Raw genomic sequence first — 17,112 nt, 5'->3', positions numbered from 1 at the left:
TTAAATATATTCTATGTAAAAAAGCCCACACTAATGTGCGAGCTTTTTTATACTTATAAAATACTTATCGTTTTCCTTTTTCATAAGGAGTTCCTAATGCTTTCGGAGCTTCAGAACGACCTACAAAACCAACAAGCGCTAATATTGTGAATACATATGGTAATATCGTTAATAAAACACTTGGAATTTGATCTAATACAGGAATTGTTCCGCCCGTTACACTTAGAGATTGCGCAAAACCAAAGAATAGAGCTGCACCTAATGCGCCTAGTGGATTCCACTTCCCAAAAATCATAGCAGCTAAAGCTAAGAAACCTTGTCCTGTAATAGTTGCCCCTGAGAAGTTATTAGAAATTGACATTGCAAAAATCGCTCCACCGATTCCAGCAAACACTCCTGAAATACAGACTCCAATATAACGCATTTTATATACATTAATCCCCATCGTATCCGCTGCCATTGGGTGTTCACCAACAGCACGTAGACGAAGACCGAACGGTGTTTTATAAATAACATACCAAACAACGAATGCTAAAATAATGGCAATATACGACGTTATTGGTACGTTCGAGAAAAATATTTTCCCTAAAACCGGAATATCCGAAAGGCCTGGAATATCAATCTTTTCAATACGATACTGAATAAAGTCAGTCTGCCCTTTATCAAAAATCTTCTTAATTGCAAATACTGTTAAACCAAGAGATAAGAAGTTAATGGCTACACCACTTACAACTTGATCTGCTCGGAATGTAATAGAAGCTACCGCATGAAGTAATGCAAATAATCCACTACCAATTGCCGCAAATAATAACGCAATCCATGGAGTCATCGTTCCCCAAGTATCACCCATTAATAAGTTTGTAACAACTCCAATAAATGCACCAAATAGCATTAGTCCTTCTAATCCGATATTTACAACACCTGATCGTTCACTAAATACACCACCTAGTGCTGTGAAAATGATAGGTGCCGATGTATATAACGTACCCGTCACAAGAATGGCTAATATATCTAAAAAGCTCATTTATTTCCCCTCCTTGCTCATGCGTGTAAGCGCCCATCTTAACACATAACTACATGCAACAAAGAAGATGATACATGCAATAATTACATTAATAAGCTCTGACGGTACATCTGCCTCAAAGTTCATTTGAGGGGAAGCACTTTTCAAACCACCAAATAATAAAGCTGAAAGGATTATACCAAACGGATTATTCCCTCCAAGTAATGCTACGGCAATCCCATCAAATCCTACTCCTGTAAACGAAGACATCGCTGTCATACTCTGGAATGTCCCTAATCCTTCCATCGCTCCACCAATCCCCGCAAATGCACCAGCAATTGTCATAGAGAATACTACATTACGAGAAACTTTCATACCTGCATATTGAGAAGCATGCTGATTAAATCCTACAGACTTTAATTCGTAACCTAAAGTTGTTCGATCTAATAAGAACCACATTAAAATAGCGATTAAAATTGCTACAATAATTCCCCAGTGTAGACGTGAACCGTCAGTAATAGAAGCAAGCCAGTCTGAAGATAGTGACGCACTCTCTTTAATATCATACGTTTTGTCATTACCCGCATGTAAGAAACGCTTAATGATGTCATACGTTACATACAACGCAATATAGTTCATCATAATAGTTACAATAACTTCATTCACTTGAAACTTCCCTTTTAAATATCCCGGAATGAAGCCCCAAATTCCGCCCACCAATGCGGCAAATAAAATCGATAATGGAATATGAAGGAACGCTGGTAGTGAGACTGCATAACCGAACCAAACCGCCGCAAGCCAACCAACTAACAATTGACCCTCTACCCCGATATTAAATAAACCTGTACGAAATGCAAACGCCACCGATAAGCCAGCAAGAATAAGCGGTATCATTGTACGGAGCGTTTCACCAATCGCACTTGCGCTGCCGAACATTCCTGTCCAAAGTGCACTATAACCAACAATTGGATCATAGCCACTAACTAGCATTACAATCGCTCCTACAAGTAAGCCGAAAATAACGGATAGTACTGGGACTAAAATATTTATCGTTCGTTCTGTTAAAAGTTTTTTAGCCATTTGTACCCACCTGCTCCTTCTTTGTTCCTCCAGCCATTAACAATCCAAGCTGTTGTTCATTCGTTTCTTTCGCATCAACTATTGCTACAATTTCCCCTTCATAAATAACAGCAATTCGATCGCTAACATTTAAGATTTCATCTAACTCTAATGATAAAAGTAATACACCTTTTCCTTTATCCCTTTGCTCTATTAATCTCTTATGAATAAATTCAATTGCTCCTACATCTAAACCACGTGTTGGCTGTGCCGCAATTAATAAATCTGGATTTCGGTCTACTTCACGTGCAATAATTGCTTTTTGTTGATTGCCCCCAGATAGAGCGCGTGCTAACGTTTGCTCACTAGGTGTACGTACATCAAACTGTTCAATAAGAGCCTTTGCTTTTTCTGTAATTTTGCTGAAATTTAAAATCCCTTTCTTTGAAAACGGATTTTTATAGTACGTTTGAAGAACTATATTATCTCTAACAGAAAAATCAAGAACGAGTCCGTGTTTATGACGATCTTCTGGAATATGACCAATTCCTTCTTCTGTTATTCTTCTAACAGGCCAATTTGTTATTTCTTTTCCTTTAATTGCAATAGAACCTGACTCAACTTTTCGTAAACCAGTAATCGCTTCTATTAATTCACTTTGTCCGTTTCCATCAATCCCTGCAATCCCAACAATTTCCCCCGCACGAACAGTTAAGTCAAGGCCTTTTACAGCAGGTAGTTGACGTGCATCGTGAACAACAAGGTTTTCAATTGAAAGTACCTCTTCTTTTGGCTTCGCGTCTATTTTTTCTGTTTTAAAATTCACTTGACGTCCGACCATTAATTCTGCAAGTTTATTTTCATCCGTATTTGCAACGTCAACCGTTCCAATCCCTTTTCCTTTACGAATAATCGTACAACGATCGCAAACTTCCATAATTTCTTTCAACTTATGTGTAATAAGAACAATAGATTTTCCTTCTTGTACAAGCTTTTTCATAATTTGAATTAGCTCATGAATTTCTTGTGGTGTTAACACAGCTGTCGGTTCATCAAATATTAAAATTTCTGCACCGCGGTAAAGAGTTTTCAAAATCTCAACACGCTGTTGCATACCAACTGAAATATCCTGTATTTTCGCATATGGATCTACAGCCAAACCGTATTGTTCAGACAGTTTTTGAATTTCTTTAGCAGCATCCTCAACAGCAATTTTCCCTTTTTTCTTCGGTTCATTTCCGAGAATAATATTCTCTGTAACTGTAAAATTATGAACAAGCATAAAGTGTTGATGGACCATTCCAATACCAAGGTCATTTGCTATATTCGGATTTGTAATTTTTACAGGTTTACCTTTAATTTTAATTTCACCCTGCTCTGGTTGGTACAAACCAAATAGTACATTCATCAATGTGGATTTCCCTGCACCATTTTCTCCAAGTAAAGCATGTATCTCACCCTGCTTTACTTGCAGCGTAATATCATCATTCGCTACAATGCCTGGGAATACTTTCGTAATGTTATTCATCTCAATTACGTATTCCATTGTGTTCCTCCTTTTAACAGGGAACATTCCCTATTACACTATTAACTTATTAAGCAATTCGGAAGTTTTATACATACAAAGGTTAGTTCTATGAACTAACCTTTGCTATTTCTCTATTTATTTTTTTAGAGAAGCTTCGTATTCTTTATACTCTTTATCTGTAGCTGGCACTTTAATTTCACCGGCTGTAATTTTCTTTTCAAGCTCTTCTACTTTTGTTAAAATTTCAGGGTTAACTTTTTTCACGTTATCAGTTGTTTTTGAAATACCAATACCGTCATCTTTTAAGCCAAACTCTTCAATTTTCCCACCTTTTAAATTTCCATCTTTTGCTTCTTTAGCTACTTTTTCTACAGCTACATCAACACGTTTAATCATTGAAGTTAATGTTACATTTTCAGGCATACCTTCTTGATGTTGGTCACGGTCAACACCGATTACCCATACATTTTCACCTTTTTTCTTACGGTTTTTCGCTTCTGTGAACACACCGTTACCTGTACCACCAGCAGCATGATAAATTACGTCTACGCCTTGACCATACATTGCTGAAGCAAGAACTGTACCTTTTTCAGGCTTATCGAATGCTTCTGCATATTCAGATACGATTTCAATGTTTGGATTTACTGCCTTTGCACCAGCTTTAAATCCATTTTCAAATTTACTAATTAAATCACTTTTCATTCCACCAACAAATCCTACTTTATTTGATTTTGTTGACATAGCTGCTACCGCACCTACAAGGAATGATCCTTCATGATCTTTAAACGTAATGCTCGTTACGTTCGGTGCATCTACAACAGTATCTACGATTGCAAATTGTTGTTTTGAAGATTCTTTTGCTACTTCTTTAATTGCACCTTCTAATTTATAACCAATTCCGAATGTTAAATCATATTTATCTTTTGAGAATTTTTTTAAATTCGGAATATAATCAGCTTCTTTTTCAGACTGAAGGTAACGATAATTTGTCTTTTCTTTTAAACCATTATCTTTACCAAACTTTTGTAACCCTTCCCAAGAAGATTGGTTAAATGACTTATCATCAACGCCCCCAACATCCGTTACGAGACCAACCTTGAAGTCTTTATTGTCTTTCGTGTCTTTCTTGTCACTGCTCGCCTTATCCGAGTTACCACATGCACCTAAAACTGTACTTGCTGCTAATGTTAATGATAATAAAAGGCCTGCTTTTTTCTTCATACTAGAAACCCCTCCAAAAATGATATATATTTATTTATTTATTTATTCTTACGCTGCTGTTCCTTACTTCTTGCTGTCACCTCCCTAAAAAGGAATTTACCTACATACGCTTTCTTAATACGTGGAAGCTAAATTTATCAGCTCTAAAGTAATTGATAGAATATAAGATTGGCTCATCATTTTGATCATAGTGCATTTGTTTTAATACAAGCAGTGCTGTTTCAGGCTCACATTCTAAAATCGGTGAGATTTTAGGGTGATAGCCAATTGGCTCAATGTGGGCAACCGCATATGTTATGCGCTTATGTGTGTTATTATGTATCACCGTTAATAATGATTCCTCATTGTAACCCGATAAATCTGGCAATATTTCTTTTGCAAGTTTATCGATACAATACACAACAGGTTCCCCATCTGCTGTACGCACGCGTTCAATCATCACTGCATTAAAACCATCTTCACTATTAAACTTCTCTTTTTCCTCTTCTGTTAAAGTTGTAGTAGATGATGATAAAAAGATTGTTCCTGGTGTTTTCCCCACACTAGAAATCATATCTGTAATACTAGAAAGTTGTTCTATTCCAGAAGAAAATAATGGCTTTGCATTTACAAACGTCCCTACACCATGTCTACGAATGACAACATTTTCTTCTTCTAAAATACGCAACGCTTCCCTTAAAGTCGCTCTACTTACGCCAAGTTCTTTCGCTAAATCAAACTCTGATGGTAACTTTTGTCGTTCTTTATAAGCCCCATCTTTAATTTTTTCTTTGATGTGATCAATCACCCGTAGATATAGGTGACGACTATCGGATTTTACTGACATAAGACTCCCCCGCATTTCAATTATTCGACCTCTGATGTAAGACTTCTTTTCTCTTTTTTCAACTTACAACATAGTACAAATGACTAAACACCAAAATAAGCGTAATTGTCGAATAAATAATAATAATTTTTTTAAATGAAATTTTCACTCTTTATTGCATAAAAAAAACTTTGCACCATAAACATTCCTCATTTCGAGAAAAAGTTCGGCACAAAGATCCTTTACATCCTTTGTTACACACTTTTCCCCTCATAGTCTAGCAATTCATGGTTGCCAGGTAGAAACTTATGGACCTTATCTCCAAGATTATATGAGGCAGTGATTCTTTTCGAAGTAATCTTACCACTTGCTCTCATACGTGTCAACAAAATCTAACATTTTTCCGCATTAAATATCGAACATTTACATAAAACATACTCAAAGTATTCGTATTCTAAAGAGCACCCCTGAATGTAAGCCCTTTCTTTATTACTGAGTATAGTATATAACAAAAACACTATATAAAAAAGCCTAATTGTAAAAACAATTAGGCTTTTTTTAAGAACTTTTTTCTTGTACATCATTAATGAGCACTTCTCTCGGTTTACTACCTTCATATGGACCTACTACACCATTCATTTCCATTGCATCAATTAGGCGAGCAGCTCGCGTATAACCTACTCTAAACCTACGTTGTAACATAGAAACAGATGCTGTTTGCATTTCCACTACAAGTTGAACCGCTTCATCATATAATTCATCTTCTACTTCCTGCTTCGTATCAGGAACATCTTGCGGGATCATATCTTCTTGATATTGTGCTTTTTGCTGTCCAATGACATATTCTACAACTCTCTCAACTTCATCATCTGATAAAAATGCGCCTTGTACACGTACAGGTTTCGATGCACCAATTGGTATAAACAGCATGTCTCCACGACCTAGTAGCTTCTCTGCACCACCACCGTCAAGAATTGTACGAGAATCTGTTTGAGAAGATACAGCGAATGCAATACGTGATGGAATATTTGCTTTAATAACACCCGTAATAACATCAACTGACGGACGTTGCGTTGCAATAATTAAATGAATACCAGCAGCACGAGCCATTTGCGCTAGACGCATAATCGCATCCTCTACATCAGACGAAGCAACCATCATTAAATCTGCTAACTCGTCCACAATTACTACAATATAAGGTAATTCGGGTTGTTTCGCTTCTGATTGACTATTATGCTCTTTTATATAATCGTTGTATCCTTCAATGTTACGTGTACCACTATGAGCAAACAATTCATAACGACGTTCCATTTCACTCACAACTTTTTTCAATGCTTGCGATGCTTTTTTCGGATCAGTTACAACTGGCGTTAACAAATGAGGCACACCGTTATATACATTTAACTCTACCATTTTCGGGTCAATCATCATTAATTTTACTTCATGTGGTTTTGCACGCATTAAAATACTAACAATAATACCGTTAATACATACACTTTTCCCGCTACCTGTCGCACCAGCTACGAGTAAATGGGGCATTTTATTTAGACGGGCTAATACAGCTTCACCTGTAATATCTCGGCCAAGACCAATTAACAACTTCTCTTCCGGATGGTTATTAGCCTTAGAATCAAGCACTTCCCTCAGTGTTACCATCGAAACTTCTGAGTTCGGAACTTCGATCCCTACAGCTGATTTCCCGGGAATTGGCGCTTCAATACGAATGTCCTTTGCAGCTAAAGCAAGGGCTAAATCATCACTTAAACTGACAATTTTGCTTACTTTTACCCCCATATCAGGATACACTTCATATTTTGTAACTGCAGGGCCTCTATGTACTTTTGTTACTTTCGCTTTCACTCCGAAACTTTGGAATGTACGTTCTAATTTACGAGCATTCTCATAAATTTCCGCATTTTCATTTGTAACTTGCTTATTCTTTGGAAATTTTAATATATCAAGTGAAGGAAGCTTGTAATCTTTATTTTCTACATTTGAAAATTGCATAGGAGGTGCTTGCGCTTCACTCTCTAACGATTCAACAATTTTTTCTCCACGCTTTTTCTTTGGTTCTTCAATTGGCGGAGTCTCTTCAATAAACGGTGAAGTGATCAAATCTTCTTCCTCTACTTCGATTCGTTTATCCTCTTCTTCATTTACAGGATAATTCTCAGTGAAATTCGAAATAATCGGAGGATCAATTGAAATTTCTTCCATCGGCTCAATAATTTCTTCTTGTTCTGCAGCACGTTTGCTTCTTGTGCTTCTTGTTGTTTTTTTCTTTTCTGTTTGTTCAGCCGTTCTTTTAGCTCTCCAATCTTTATAATCCCCTTGCATCACTTGAAATTGACTTCTAAGAATTCTACCAACTGGCGCTAACACTTCTCCAATATGCTTATTTGTTATACAAAGTATACCGAGAATAACTAGAATAATACCAATGATATAAGCTCCTACTTCGTCAAATAAGAAGTAACATGTTGCGAACATAAGCGCACCAAACATACCACCACCTAAATGAACGCTATCTGGCCCCTTTTTCATTTCAAGAAAGAAGTTATCTTTCGTACTCACAATAACAGAAGTATTTTGCACTGCTCCATCTTTTGTAAGAAGGTTAAATAATGTAATATGACTAAACATTAATATCGCCAATACAATTAAATAAAATCCAATTAATCGTTTATTTAAAAGGTTCGGCCATCCGCGTTTTATAACAAAGGAAACCGATAAAGCTATTACACCTAACACACCAATTATGTACCACTCACCAAAGAAGAAGCGAAAAAATAACACAAACGATTTTCCTACAACGCCTAGCTGTAAAATCGTAATGATTGAAAGTGCAAAAAGAGTTAAACCGACAATTTCATAATACAAAGTTGGCTTTATCGTACGCCTTGCCTTTGCCTTCGTCCCTCTTTGCTTTTGTTTTGCCATTTCTTCACCTCGCGTTCTACATATAAATAAAGCTCCCCTCAAAATGCTCTATTTATATGTCTGTTTTCTCTATTTTTCAGGTCTTTATATCTTCTATTTTTACACTTCTTGTAAAATGCTAAATAAACAGAAGAAAGCAGCCTACTCATGGCTGCTCAACCGTCTTGTTTTTTATATTATACCATAGCTTCTAAACAAAATCCTTCTTTTTGCTAAAAGGTTATTTTCTGACCGGGCTCAAACTCTAAATAGTGAAGCGGGTCCGTACTTAGCACACGTACAATAGAATAACATCCATGTTCCTCTTCAGAAACCATTAATTCCACACCATTTATATTTACAACTTTTTGACTTTCACATTGTGAATAATCGGCCGGATACACAAGTTGCTCTGGCATAATTGTATATAAAATCATTGTAGCATTGTCCCTTCTGTACTATCTTCCGCACGAACATCTATTAATTCGTTTAATTTTCGAATTGCATTTCCAATACCGCCGACATCATCTATAAGACCGTACTTTACTGCATCCCCACCAATTACATTCGTCCCAATATCTCGCGTTAAATTTCCTTTCGCAAACATAAGCTCTTTAAAACGATCTTCTGTTACTTTCGAGTGCTTCGTCACAAAACGAATGACTCTTTCTTGCATCTTATCCAAATACTCAAATGTTTGTGGCACACCTATGACAAGACCTGTTAAACGAATTGGATGAATTGTCATCGTCGCAGTTTCCGCAATAAACGAATAGTCAGTAGAAACAGCAATCGGTACACCGATGGAATGTCCCCCACCTAAAACTAGAGATACTGTTGGTTTTGAAAGTGAAGCTACCATTTCAGAAATTGCTAGCCCAGCTTCAACGTCACCTCCAACCGTATTTAATATTAAAAGCAAACCTTCAATTTTCGGATTTTGTTCAATCGCAACAATTTGCGGAATGATATGCTCATATTTTGTTGTTTTATTTTGCGGTGGTAATTGAACATGACCTTCCACTTGTCCGATAATCGTTAAACAATGAATACGTGATTCATTCATCTGTGGTACATTTGTCTGTCCAAGCTGTTGAATTTTTTCAACTATTGAAGCCTCTTTTCCAACTTCTTTTGGCTCAGCTTCTTTTTCTTCATTTGTATATCGATCACGTTCTGTCATTTCGCATCCCCTTTCACTCGTATATAACTATTATTTCTTAAGTTATAAATTTCATTCGATAGGGTTAAAAAGAAAAAAGATCACCCATAAGGGTGATCTTTTTATACTTCCATAATAATCGGTAAAATCATAGGTTTTCTCTTTGTCTCTTCGTACAAGAACTGTCCTAATAATTCACGAATATTTTGTTTTAACATTGACCATTCAATTGAATATTCTTTAATTGACTGCTCAACAATCATACGTACAATCTCTGTAGATCGTTCAATTAACGCTTCTGATTCACGAACATATACGAAACCACGTGAAATGATTTCTGGACCAGAGATAATTTTCTTTTCATCTTTACCAAGCGTTACAACAACTACTAGTATTCCATCTTGAGATAACATCTTTCTATCTCGAAGAACGATATTACCAACGTCACCTACACCTAATCCATCAATTAAAACATTACCAGCTTGTACTTTACCGACTAAGTTCGCTTCATCGTCACCAAAAGCAATTACATCGCCTTTTTCTACGATAAAGATATTTTCTCTTGTAATCCCTACATCTTCAGCTAAATATGCATGTGCTTTTTGCATACGGAACTCACCATGTACGGGTACAAAGTACTTTGGTTTCATTAAATTTAACATTAATTTTAATTCTTCTTGGCTACCGTGACCTGACACGTGAACTTTTCGTTCGCCGTAATAAACAACTTCAGCTCCAGCTCTAAATAACAAATCAATAATTTTTGATACAGATATTTCATTACCCGGAATTGGCGAAGCAGCAATGATAACAGTATCACCTTTACGAATTGAAATTTGTTTATGTGCTTGTTTTGCCATTCTAGATAGAGCAGCCATCGGTTCACCTTGACTACCTGTCGTTAAAATAGCTACCTTCTTCTCTGGAAAGTTGTCTACTTCTTGTAATGAAATAACCATACCTTCTGGAACATCTAAATAACCAAGACGTCTTGCAATGTCTACTACTTTCACCATACTACGTCCTACTACCGCTACTTTTCGCCCTGTTTCAGCAGCTGCATCAAATACTTGTTGAATACGATGTACATTCGATGCAAATGAAGCAACGATAATACGACCTTCTGCGCCGTAGAACACTTTAGAGATTTCTACACCAACTTCTTTTTCTGAACCTGTATAGCCTGGGCGCTCTGCGTTTGTACTATCAGATAATAAGCAAAGTACGCCTTCATTTCCGATTTGCGCCATTTTCCCAAGGTCTGCTCCACTATTTCCAATTGGAGTTTGATCGAATTTAAAGTCTCCCGTATATACGACTGCACCTTTTGATGTATGGAAACAAACGCCAACAGAATCCGGAATACTATGTGTCGTTCCGAAGAATGACACCGTTGTAGTGTTAAATTCTACTGTTGAATTTGAATCGATTGTTTTTAGGTCTACACGGCCTAACATGCCCGCTTCACCAAGTTTTTCTTGTATAAGTCCTACTGTTAATTTCGTTGCATAGACTGGAATAGATAATTTACGAAGTACATACACAATTCCACCAATATGATCTTCATGACCGTGAGTAATAAATAAACCTTTTACTCGCTCTTGATTTTCCACTAAATATGTAATATCAGGAATAACGATATCAATTCCAAACATTTCATCTCCCGGGAACATTAACCCTGCATCTACAATAAAGATTTCAGAATCAATTTCAACACAGTACATGTTTTTCCCGATTTCACCTACTCCACCAAGAGCAAATACTTTAACAGACTCATTCTCTTTTCTCTTCATGTTGTTGCCTGGTTTAAAAATCTTGCAAACACTGATTTCACTAAAATTGCAGAGACACCAGGGGAAACTCTACAACCACCATATTTTCACCGTCCAAGACGAATGTCCTTACCGTTATGCGATATCATGTCCTTGTTTATTTTTTAAACCAGGTTTCACCTCTCTTTCATTATATAAATCAAATATCTTATTCGATATGATATGAAAATTTAATTAAATTATAATTTTTCCCAATTTTGCTAAGCATACCCGTACTAAGCTACTTAGCCATATTATACCTGATACAAGAAATAGAACACAAGTTAAATCGTGCGAAAGAAAGAGTAAAAGAACGGAATGACAACAAAAGTATCGAACGTATTTCCTTTATATTTACTCCGATTTTATACTCCATATTATTTTGAAAAACTAGCCATACATACGCTAAATTCATTTCATAATAGGGAGTTTCAAGATTTATTTTTCTAGAATCCAACAAAAACACTTACAAAATGGAGTTTTTTTATGAATTACGTCACATTTGAGGGGATTTCTCTAAAAACAGACACCGTAGTTTATTACGTTTATGCCATAATATCTATCATTTTTTGACTCAGTTAAAGGGGTACAATTATTTTCTTATACACATAATGAAGAAGCGATTAATATTCTTATAAGAACACATATAGGTGAGAAAAAGAGGAAAAGATTTGCATATAATAAAAAATGACCTAGTTCTACACTAGGTCATTTTTTATTAACGAGGGATAGATTGCATTACAGATTGTAACGTTACTCTTTCTTCTTCTGTTAATGGAAGAAGTGGTAAACGTACAGAACCTACATCTAATCCAACCATTTGTAACGCTGTTTTTACTGGAGTTGGACTTGGCGCCATAAATAATGAATCAGTTACTCTTACAAGTAATTGATGTAATTTTTGTGCCTTCTTAAATTCTCCTGCTTGAAATGCTGTAATCATTTCTTGCATTTCGTTTCCGATAACATGAGAGGCTACCGAAACGATACCTTTCGCTCCAACTGCCATAGCTGGTAACGTTAAACCGTCATCACCGCTGTATACCGCAAAGTCGTCCGCTGTTTTTTCAATGATTTCTGTCATTGTTAACACATCGCCGCCGGCATCTTTAATAGCAACAATGTTTTCTATTTCTGATAAACGAACAACTGTATCAACGGAGATTTGTACAATAGATCGTCCTGGAACGTTATATAGCATAACCGGAAGCGGCGTGCTTTCAGCAATTGCTTTAAAATGCTGATACATTCCTTCTTGACTCGGTTTGTTATAATACGGTGCTACTAGCATTACTGCATCCACACCAACTTCTGTTGCCTTTTTTGTTAAGTCAATAGAAGCATGCGTATTATTGCTACCTGTTCCAGCGATTACGGGCACTCTTTTATCGACAACAGATACGACATGGCGATATAACGCTACTTTCTCTTCTGAAGTTAATGTAGGAGATTCTCCTGTCGTTCCTCCTACCACGATTGCTGTTGTACCGTTATCAATTAAATAATTTACCAATTTCGTTGTCTTTGCAAAATCGATATTCCCGTTTATATCAAACGGTGTTACCATCGCGGTTGCAATTGTCCCAAAATCTATCATGGTCTCACTCCTTATTGTTCCAGTTGCTTTTCTTTTGAAAGCTCAAACGCACTATGTAATGCATTTACAGCCTCCACTAAATCAGTCTCTTTTACAAGAACCCAAATTGTTGTATGACTATCTGCCGATTGCAGGATTTGAATACCTTTTTCCGCTAAAGCTGTAACGATTTTCGCAGTAACCCCTGGGTATCCTGCCATTCCAGCTCCAACGATAGATACTTTCGCACAATGTTCTGTCACAATTGGCTCATATCCAAGGTTCTGTAATAATTTAACTGCATGACTTGATACATTATCACTCACCGTATATGCTACGCCAGTAGGTGAAATATTAATTAAATCAACACTTATTCCTTCGTTCGCCATCTCTTTAAACACATGTTGTTGCAAATCATATGCCGTTTCTTTTGCAAGCACTTTAATTTGCGTTACGTTTGATACGTGAGCAATGCCCGTAACAGGACGTTCTTCTACATCACGACCTCTTGTAGCACCGTCATATGCTGAAATAAGCGTACCTTCACTATCAGAATACGTAGAACGTACACGAAGTGGCACTTTTGCATGCATCGCAATTTCAACTGCACGTGGATGAACGACTTTCGCACCTTGATAAGCCATGTTACAAATTTCGTTATACGTTACAGTTTGAAGATGACGTGCATCTTTTACAATACGAGGATCTGCAGTCATAACACCTTCTACATCAGTGAATATATCGATGTATTCAGCATGAAGTGCAACACCTAATGCTGAAGCTGAAGTATCACTACCTCCGCGTCCAAGTGTTGTCGTATCACCTTTTTTCGTTTGCCCTTGGAATCCTGTAACGACGATTACATCTACATTTTCTAACTCTTCATGTATACGATCGCAATTCATTTCAATAATCTTTGCATTCGTAAAGTCATCATTCGTTACAAAACCAGCTTGTGCACCATTTAATGCTGCTGCTTTTATACCGTTCTCATTCAACATATTAGAGAAAACAATTGCAGAGATTAACTCTCCGCATGATAATAATAAATCTTGCTCACGTTTAGAAATAGTAGATTCCTCTTGATTTACAAGACTTAATAACGTATCCGTTGCATATGGTTCACCTTTACGGCCCATAGCAGATACGACAGTAACTACTTTATAACCAGCAGCTAATGATTTTTTTATATGATGAAGCGCATGCTTACGTCCATTGTCATCACGTACTGATGTGCCACCAAATTTTTGAACAATTATTTTCATATTTTGCACCTTCTCTTAGCCGTTTACACTAATTGTAATTTTACTAAGCGCTCTGCAATTTGAACAGAATTCCATGCAGCGCCTTTTAATAAGTTATCAGATACGACCCAAAGATGGAATCCTTTATCGTTATTTAAATCTTTACGGATTCTTCCAACGAATACTTCGTTTTTACCTACTGCAGTAGCTGGCATTGGATATAACTGCTCTTCTGGATTATCTTGCAGAACAATACCTTCCGCATTTGCAAGTAAGCTCTTTAATTCTGCTACTGTTACGCCTTCTTTTTCTACTTCGATGTAAACAGACTCAGAGTGTCCTGATACAACTGGTAAACGTACACATGTTGCCGCTACTTCTAATTCAGGCATATGCATAATTTTTTTCGTTTCGTTAATCATTTTCATTTCTTCAAACGTAAATCCATTATCTTGGAATTTATCAATCTGTGGAATCGCATTAAAAGCAATTGGGAAATGCTTCTTATCACCTGATACAGGAAGAACATTTGCCTTAACTTCTTCGCCATTTAAGATTGCTTGTGATTGTTCATGCAGTTCTTCAATAGCTGCCGCACCAGCACCTGATACAGCTTGATATGTGGAAACGATTACTCGTTTTAAACCATATTGCTGACGAACTGGCTCAAGAGCTACTACCATTTGAATTGTAGAACAGTTTGGATTTGCAATAATACCATTATGCTCTTTTAAGTCGTTTTCATTTACTTCAGGTACAACAAGTGGCACGTTTTCTGTCATACGGAATGCACTTGTATTATCAACAACAATCGCACCGCGTTTTGCTGCTTCTGGCGCTAATTGTTTCGATACAGATCCACCAGCACTAAATAGTGCGATATCTACTCCTTCAAAGCTTTCAGGAGTTGCCTCTTGAACTGTAAATTCTTCGCCTTTAAATACAAGTTTCTTACCTGCAGATCGTTTAGATGAAAGTAACGTTAATTTCCCGATTGGAAATTCTCGTTTCTCTAAAGTATTTAACATTTGTTCACCAACTGCGCCGGTTGCTCCAACTACAGCGACATGAAAAGTTTTTTGCTTTTCCATCACTATGCCCCTTTCTAGATACCAATCCTTCTATAACTTAGAATCAGAAGGAGTATACAATACCCCTTCTGATCTTAATAACGTTAATTTTATCATATTCTACAGTAAGAATGATGGTTTCATCAAAAATTGTCCGTTTTTTTTCGTTTTTTAATTCATATATCTGAATTTTTCTACGACCACCGGTTGCAATTGCTTCCCTTGCAGCGCTTCTAACACTGTATCTTCCAGCAGCTCCATGCGAGCTACCATTGAGTTCGGTTTTTTCTCTGGTGCATCTTGGCCGAATGGGACGAAGTAGATGTTTTTTGTTGCCATTAGGCGCATGAGATTTACTCCATTAAGCCCTAGAGCATCATTCGTCGAAACAGCCAATACGACAGGCTTGCCATTTCTTAACGTCGCTTTCGCTGCCATTAATACTGGAGAGTCTGTCATTGCATTTGCAAATTTACTCATAGAATTCCCTGTTAGTGGTGCAATTACCATACAATCTAGTGGAATTTTAGGTCCTAGTGGTTCTGCACCAACGATTGAATTAATTGCTTTAAAACCTGTTATTTCTTCAATCTTCTTAATCCACTCTGCTCCTTCTCCAAATCTAGTATTTGTTGATTGAACAGTGTAAGAAACAACAGGACGTACTTCTGCTCCCTCAGCAATTAATTTTTCTAAATGAGGCATTACTTCTTCGTACGTACAATGTGAACCTGTAAATCCGAAACCAATTCGTTTCCCCTTCAAACTCATTTCTTTTCCTCCTCCTTTGCAATTGCATCTGCTGCTAATAACTGAGAAAGAACATTTGCTAAAATTTGCCCAGCCGTTTTTGGGGCAACAATACCTGGTAATCCAGGTGCTAGCAATGCTTTGACTCCTCTTTTTTCCGCATATCTAAAGTCAGTACCGCCTGGTTTAGAAGCTAAATCAATCACTAACGTATGAGCTGGCATTTTTGCAATAACATTCGCTGTTACAACGAGATGCGGAATCGTATTAATTACAATATCGATATTTCCTACTTCTTTCTCTATGTCTTGCATATGAAAAGGAGAAAACATCATTTCTGTAATACGTGCAATATGTTCAGATCGTCTTGCTCCAACTTTGACATGGGCTCCTAATGATTGAAATGCTCTCGCAACACTCATTCCTGTTCTCCCAAATCCTAGAACCATTACATTGGACCCATGAATTGTATAGTCGGTATGTTGAATTACCATCATTAATGTACCTTCTACCGTTGGAATAGAATTGTATATTGCTACATCATCACGATCAAATAATTTAACAAGTTTTCGATTCGTAGTAGATACGAGATTTTCCAAGTAAGGTGTACCAATACCGGAATATATAGTAAAGTGTTCTGGTGTATTTTCAATTTGTTCTTTCGCTATTGAAACTTTTTCATTTGAAAAAATAGTATCTACTTCTCCTTTGGCATTTGTACCGGCAACCGGCAAAATAATTGCGTCTACAGAAGTGAAATCTAAATTTTGTATACTTTCTTTTGCTGCCCCTGTGAAACCATGATCTAACTGATCAAAACCTATCAAAGAAAGTTTCGCATCCAATTCAACTAGCTTACGAATTACTTCTAGCTGCCTTGCATCTCCTCCTATGACAGCAATATGCATCTCAGTCAACATTCCCTAATTCACCTTCTTTTTCTGTCATTTATAAGAAAAGTGCC

The 17,112-nt window shown here is 36.7% G+C and carries 14 protein-coding genes and 1 riboswitch; all 14 genes read right to left on the bottom strand.

What is annotated here, in order from left to right; all coding sequences use genetic code 11:
• Nucleotides 1–64: 64 nt before the first annotated feature.
• Nucleotides 65–1,024 carry an ABC transporter permease gene (locus tag ES895_RS05045; RefSeq protein WP_000008857.1) on the bottom strand — a complete coding sequence of 320 codons (960 nt, stop codon included), beginning with the start codon at nucleotides 1,022–1,024 and terminating at the stop codon, nucleotides 65–67.
• Nucleotides 1,025–2,083 (bottom strand): ABC transporter permease, encoded by a 1,059-nt coding sequence (locus tag ES895_RS05040; RefSeq protein WP_001085254.1) that lies wholly within the window; start codon nucleotides 2,081–2,083, stop codon nucleotides 1,025–1,027. It lies immediately after the preceding gene.
• Nucleotides 2,076–3,608 carry an ABC transporter ATP-binding protein gene (locus tag ES895_RS05035; protein ID WP_000456908.1) on the bottom strand — a complete coding sequence of 511 codons (1,533 nt, stop codon included), beginning with the start codon at nucleotides 3,606–3,608 and terminating at the stop codon, nucleotides 2,076–2,078. The genes ES895_RS05040 and ES895_RS05035 overlap by 8 nt, the downstream gene beginning before the upstream one ends.
• Before the next feature lie 117 nt (nucleotides 3,609–3,725).
• Entirely contained in the window at nucleotides 3,726–4,811 is a 1,086-nt protein-coding gene (locus ES895_RS05030) for a BMP family lipoprotein (protein ID WP_000725771.1), read from the bottom strand.
• A gap of 100 nt (nucleotides 4,812–4,911) precedes the next feature.
• Nucleotides 4,912–5,637 (bottom strand): GntR family transcriptional regulator, encoded by a 726-nt coding sequence (locus ES895_RS05025; protein WP_000114182.1) that lies wholly within the window; start codon nucleotides 5,635–5,637, stop codon nucleotides 4,912–4,914.
• 232 nt (nucleotides 5,638–5,869) lie between these two features.
• Nucleotides 5,870–5,971: riboswitch (purine riboswitch) on the bottom strand.
• A 203-nt stretch (nucleotides 5,972–6,174) separates the two neighbouring features.
• Nucleotides 6,175–8,556 carry a DNA translocase FtsK gene (locus tag ES895_RS05015; RefSeq protein WP_001118776.1) on the bottom strand — a complete coding sequence of 794 codons (2,382 nt, stop codon included), beginning with the start codon at nucleotides 8,554–8,556 and terminating at the stop codon, nucleotides 6,175–6,177.
• 212 nt (nucleotides 8,557–8,768) lie between these two features.
• Nucleotides 8,769–8,972 carry a YlzJ-like family protein gene (locus ES895_RS05010; protein WP_000605020.1) on the bottom strand — a complete coding sequence of 68 codons (204 nt, stop codon included), beginning with the start codon at nucleotides 8,970–8,972 and terminating at the stop codon, nucleotides 8,769–8,771.
• A complete protein-coding gene (gene tepA, locus ES895_RS05005; RefSeq protein ID WP_000139818.1) occupies nucleotides 8,969–9,718 on the bottom strand; it encodes a translocation-enhancing protein TepA in 750 nt (249 codons plus the stop codon). Before tepA ends, ES895_RS05010 begins: the two co-directional genes overlap by 4 nt.
• Nucleotides 9,719–9,819: 101 nt before the next feature.
• Entirely contained in the window at nucleotides 9,820–11,490 is a 1,671-nt protein-coding gene (locus ES895_RS05000; RefSeq protein WP_000823096.1) for a ribonuclease J, read from the bottom strand.
• 736 nt (nucleotides 11,491–12,226) lie between these two features.
• Nucleotides 12,227–13,105: a 4-hydroxy-tetrahydrodipicolinate synthase gene (dapA, locus tag ES895_RS04995; protein ID WP_000564763.1), complete on the bottom strand. Its 879-nt coding sequence runs from the start codon at nucleotides 13,103–13,105 to the stop codon at nucleotides 12,227–12,229.
• Between the two features lie 11 nt (nucleotides 13,106–13,116).
• A complete protein-coding gene (gene dapG / locus ES895_RS04990; RefSeq protein WP_000692451.1) occupies nucleotides 13,117–14,349 on the bottom strand; it encodes an aspartate kinase in 1,233 nt (410 codons plus the stop codon).
• 23 nt (nucleotides 14,350–14,372) lie between these two features.
• Entirely contained in the window at nucleotides 14,373–15,419 is a 1,047-nt protein-coding gene (gene asd / locus ES895_RS04985; RefSeq protein WP_000414846.1) for an aspartate-semialdehyde dehydrogenase, read from the bottom strand.
• 150 nt (nucleotides 15,420–15,569) lie between these two features.
• Nucleotides 15,570–16,169 carry a dipicolinate synthase subunit B gene (gene dpaB / locus ES895_RS04980; RefSeq protein WP_000053596.1) on the bottom strand — a complete coding sequence of 200 codons (600 nt, stop codon included), beginning with the start codon at nucleotides 16,167–16,169 and terminating at the stop codon, nucleotides 15,570–15,572.
• The gene (gene dpaA, locus ES895_RS04975; RefSeq protein ID WP_053512443.1) at nucleotides 16,166–17,068 is read right to left on the bottom strand and encodes a dipicolinic acid synthetase subunit A; all 903 of its coding nucleotides are present in this window, start codon (nucleotides 17,066–17,068) and stop codon (nucleotides 16,166–16,168) included. Before dpaA ends, dpaB begins: the two co-directional genes overlap by 4 nt.
• Nucleotides 17,069–17,112 lie beyond the last annotated feature (44 nt).

Source organism: Bacillus sp. 007/AIA-02/001, assembly GCF_004634455.1.
Taxonomy (GTDB): domain Bacteria; phylum Bacillota; class Bacilli; order Bacillales; family Bacillaceae_G; genus Bacillus_A; species Bacillus_A cereus.
The sequence above is the reverse complement of the archived record's forward strand: the minus strand, read 5'-3'. Positions and strand labels throughout refer to the sequence as shown.

Excerpts from the sequence above, each read along its gene's own strand:
- dapA (WP_000564763.1), bottom strand. The coding sequence starts at position 13,105 with ATGATAGATTTTGGGACAATTGCAACCGCGATGGTAACACCGTTTGAT.
- ES895_RS05045 (WP_000008857.1), bottom strand. The coding sequence starts at position 1,024 with ATGAGCTTTTTAGATATATTAGCCATTCTTGTGACGGGTACGTTATAT.
- dpaA (WP_053512443.1), bottom strand. The coding sequence starts at position 17,068 with ATGTTGACTGAGATGCATATTGCTGTCATAGGAGGAGATGCAAGGCAG.
- dapG (WP_000692451.1), bottom strand. The coding sequence starts at position 14,349 with ATGAAAATAATTGTTCAAAAATTTGGTGGCACATCAGTACGTGATGAC.
- dpaB (WP_000053596.1), bottom strand. The coding sequence starts at position 16,169 with ATGAGTTTGAAGGGGAAACGAATTGGTTTCGGATTTACAGGTTCACAT.
- ES895_RS05000 (WP_000823096.1), bottom strand. The coding sequence starts at position 11,490 with ATGAAGAGAAAAGAGAATGAGTCTGTTAAAGTATTTGCTCTTGGTGGA.
- ES895_RS05030 (WP_000725771.1), bottom strand. The coding sequence starts at position 4,811 with ATGAAGAAAAAAGCAGGCCTTTTATTATCATTAACATTAGCAGCAAGT.
- ES895_RS05040 (WP_001085254.1), bottom strand. The coding sequence starts at position 2,083 with ATGGCTAAAAAACTTTTAACAGAACGAACGATAAATATTTTAGTCCCA.
- ES895_RS05025 (WP_000114182.1), bottom strand. The coding sequence starts at position 5,637 with ATGTCAGTAAAATCCGATAGTCGTCACCTATATCTACGGGTGATTGAT.
- asd (WP_000414846.1), bottom strand. The coding sequence starts at position 15,419 with ATGGAAAAGCAAAAAACTTTTCATGTCGCTGTAGTTGGAGCAACCGGC.
- ES895_RS05010 (WP_000605020.1), bottom strand. The coding sequence starts at position 8,972 with ATGATTTTATATACAATTATGCCAGAGCAACTTGTGTATCCGGCCGAT.
- ES895_RS05035 (WP_000456908.1), bottom strand. The coding sequence starts at position 3,608 with ATGGAATACGTAATTGAGATGAATAACATTACGAAAGTATTCCCAGGC.
- ES895_RS05015 (WP_001118776.1), bottom strand. The coding sequence starts at position 8,556 with ATGGCAAAACAAAAGCAAAGAGGGACGAAGGCAAAGGCAAGGCGTACG.
- tepA (WP_000139818.1), bottom strand. The coding sequence starts at position 9,718 with ATGACAGAACGTGATCGATATACAAATGAAGAAAAAGAAGCTGAGCCA.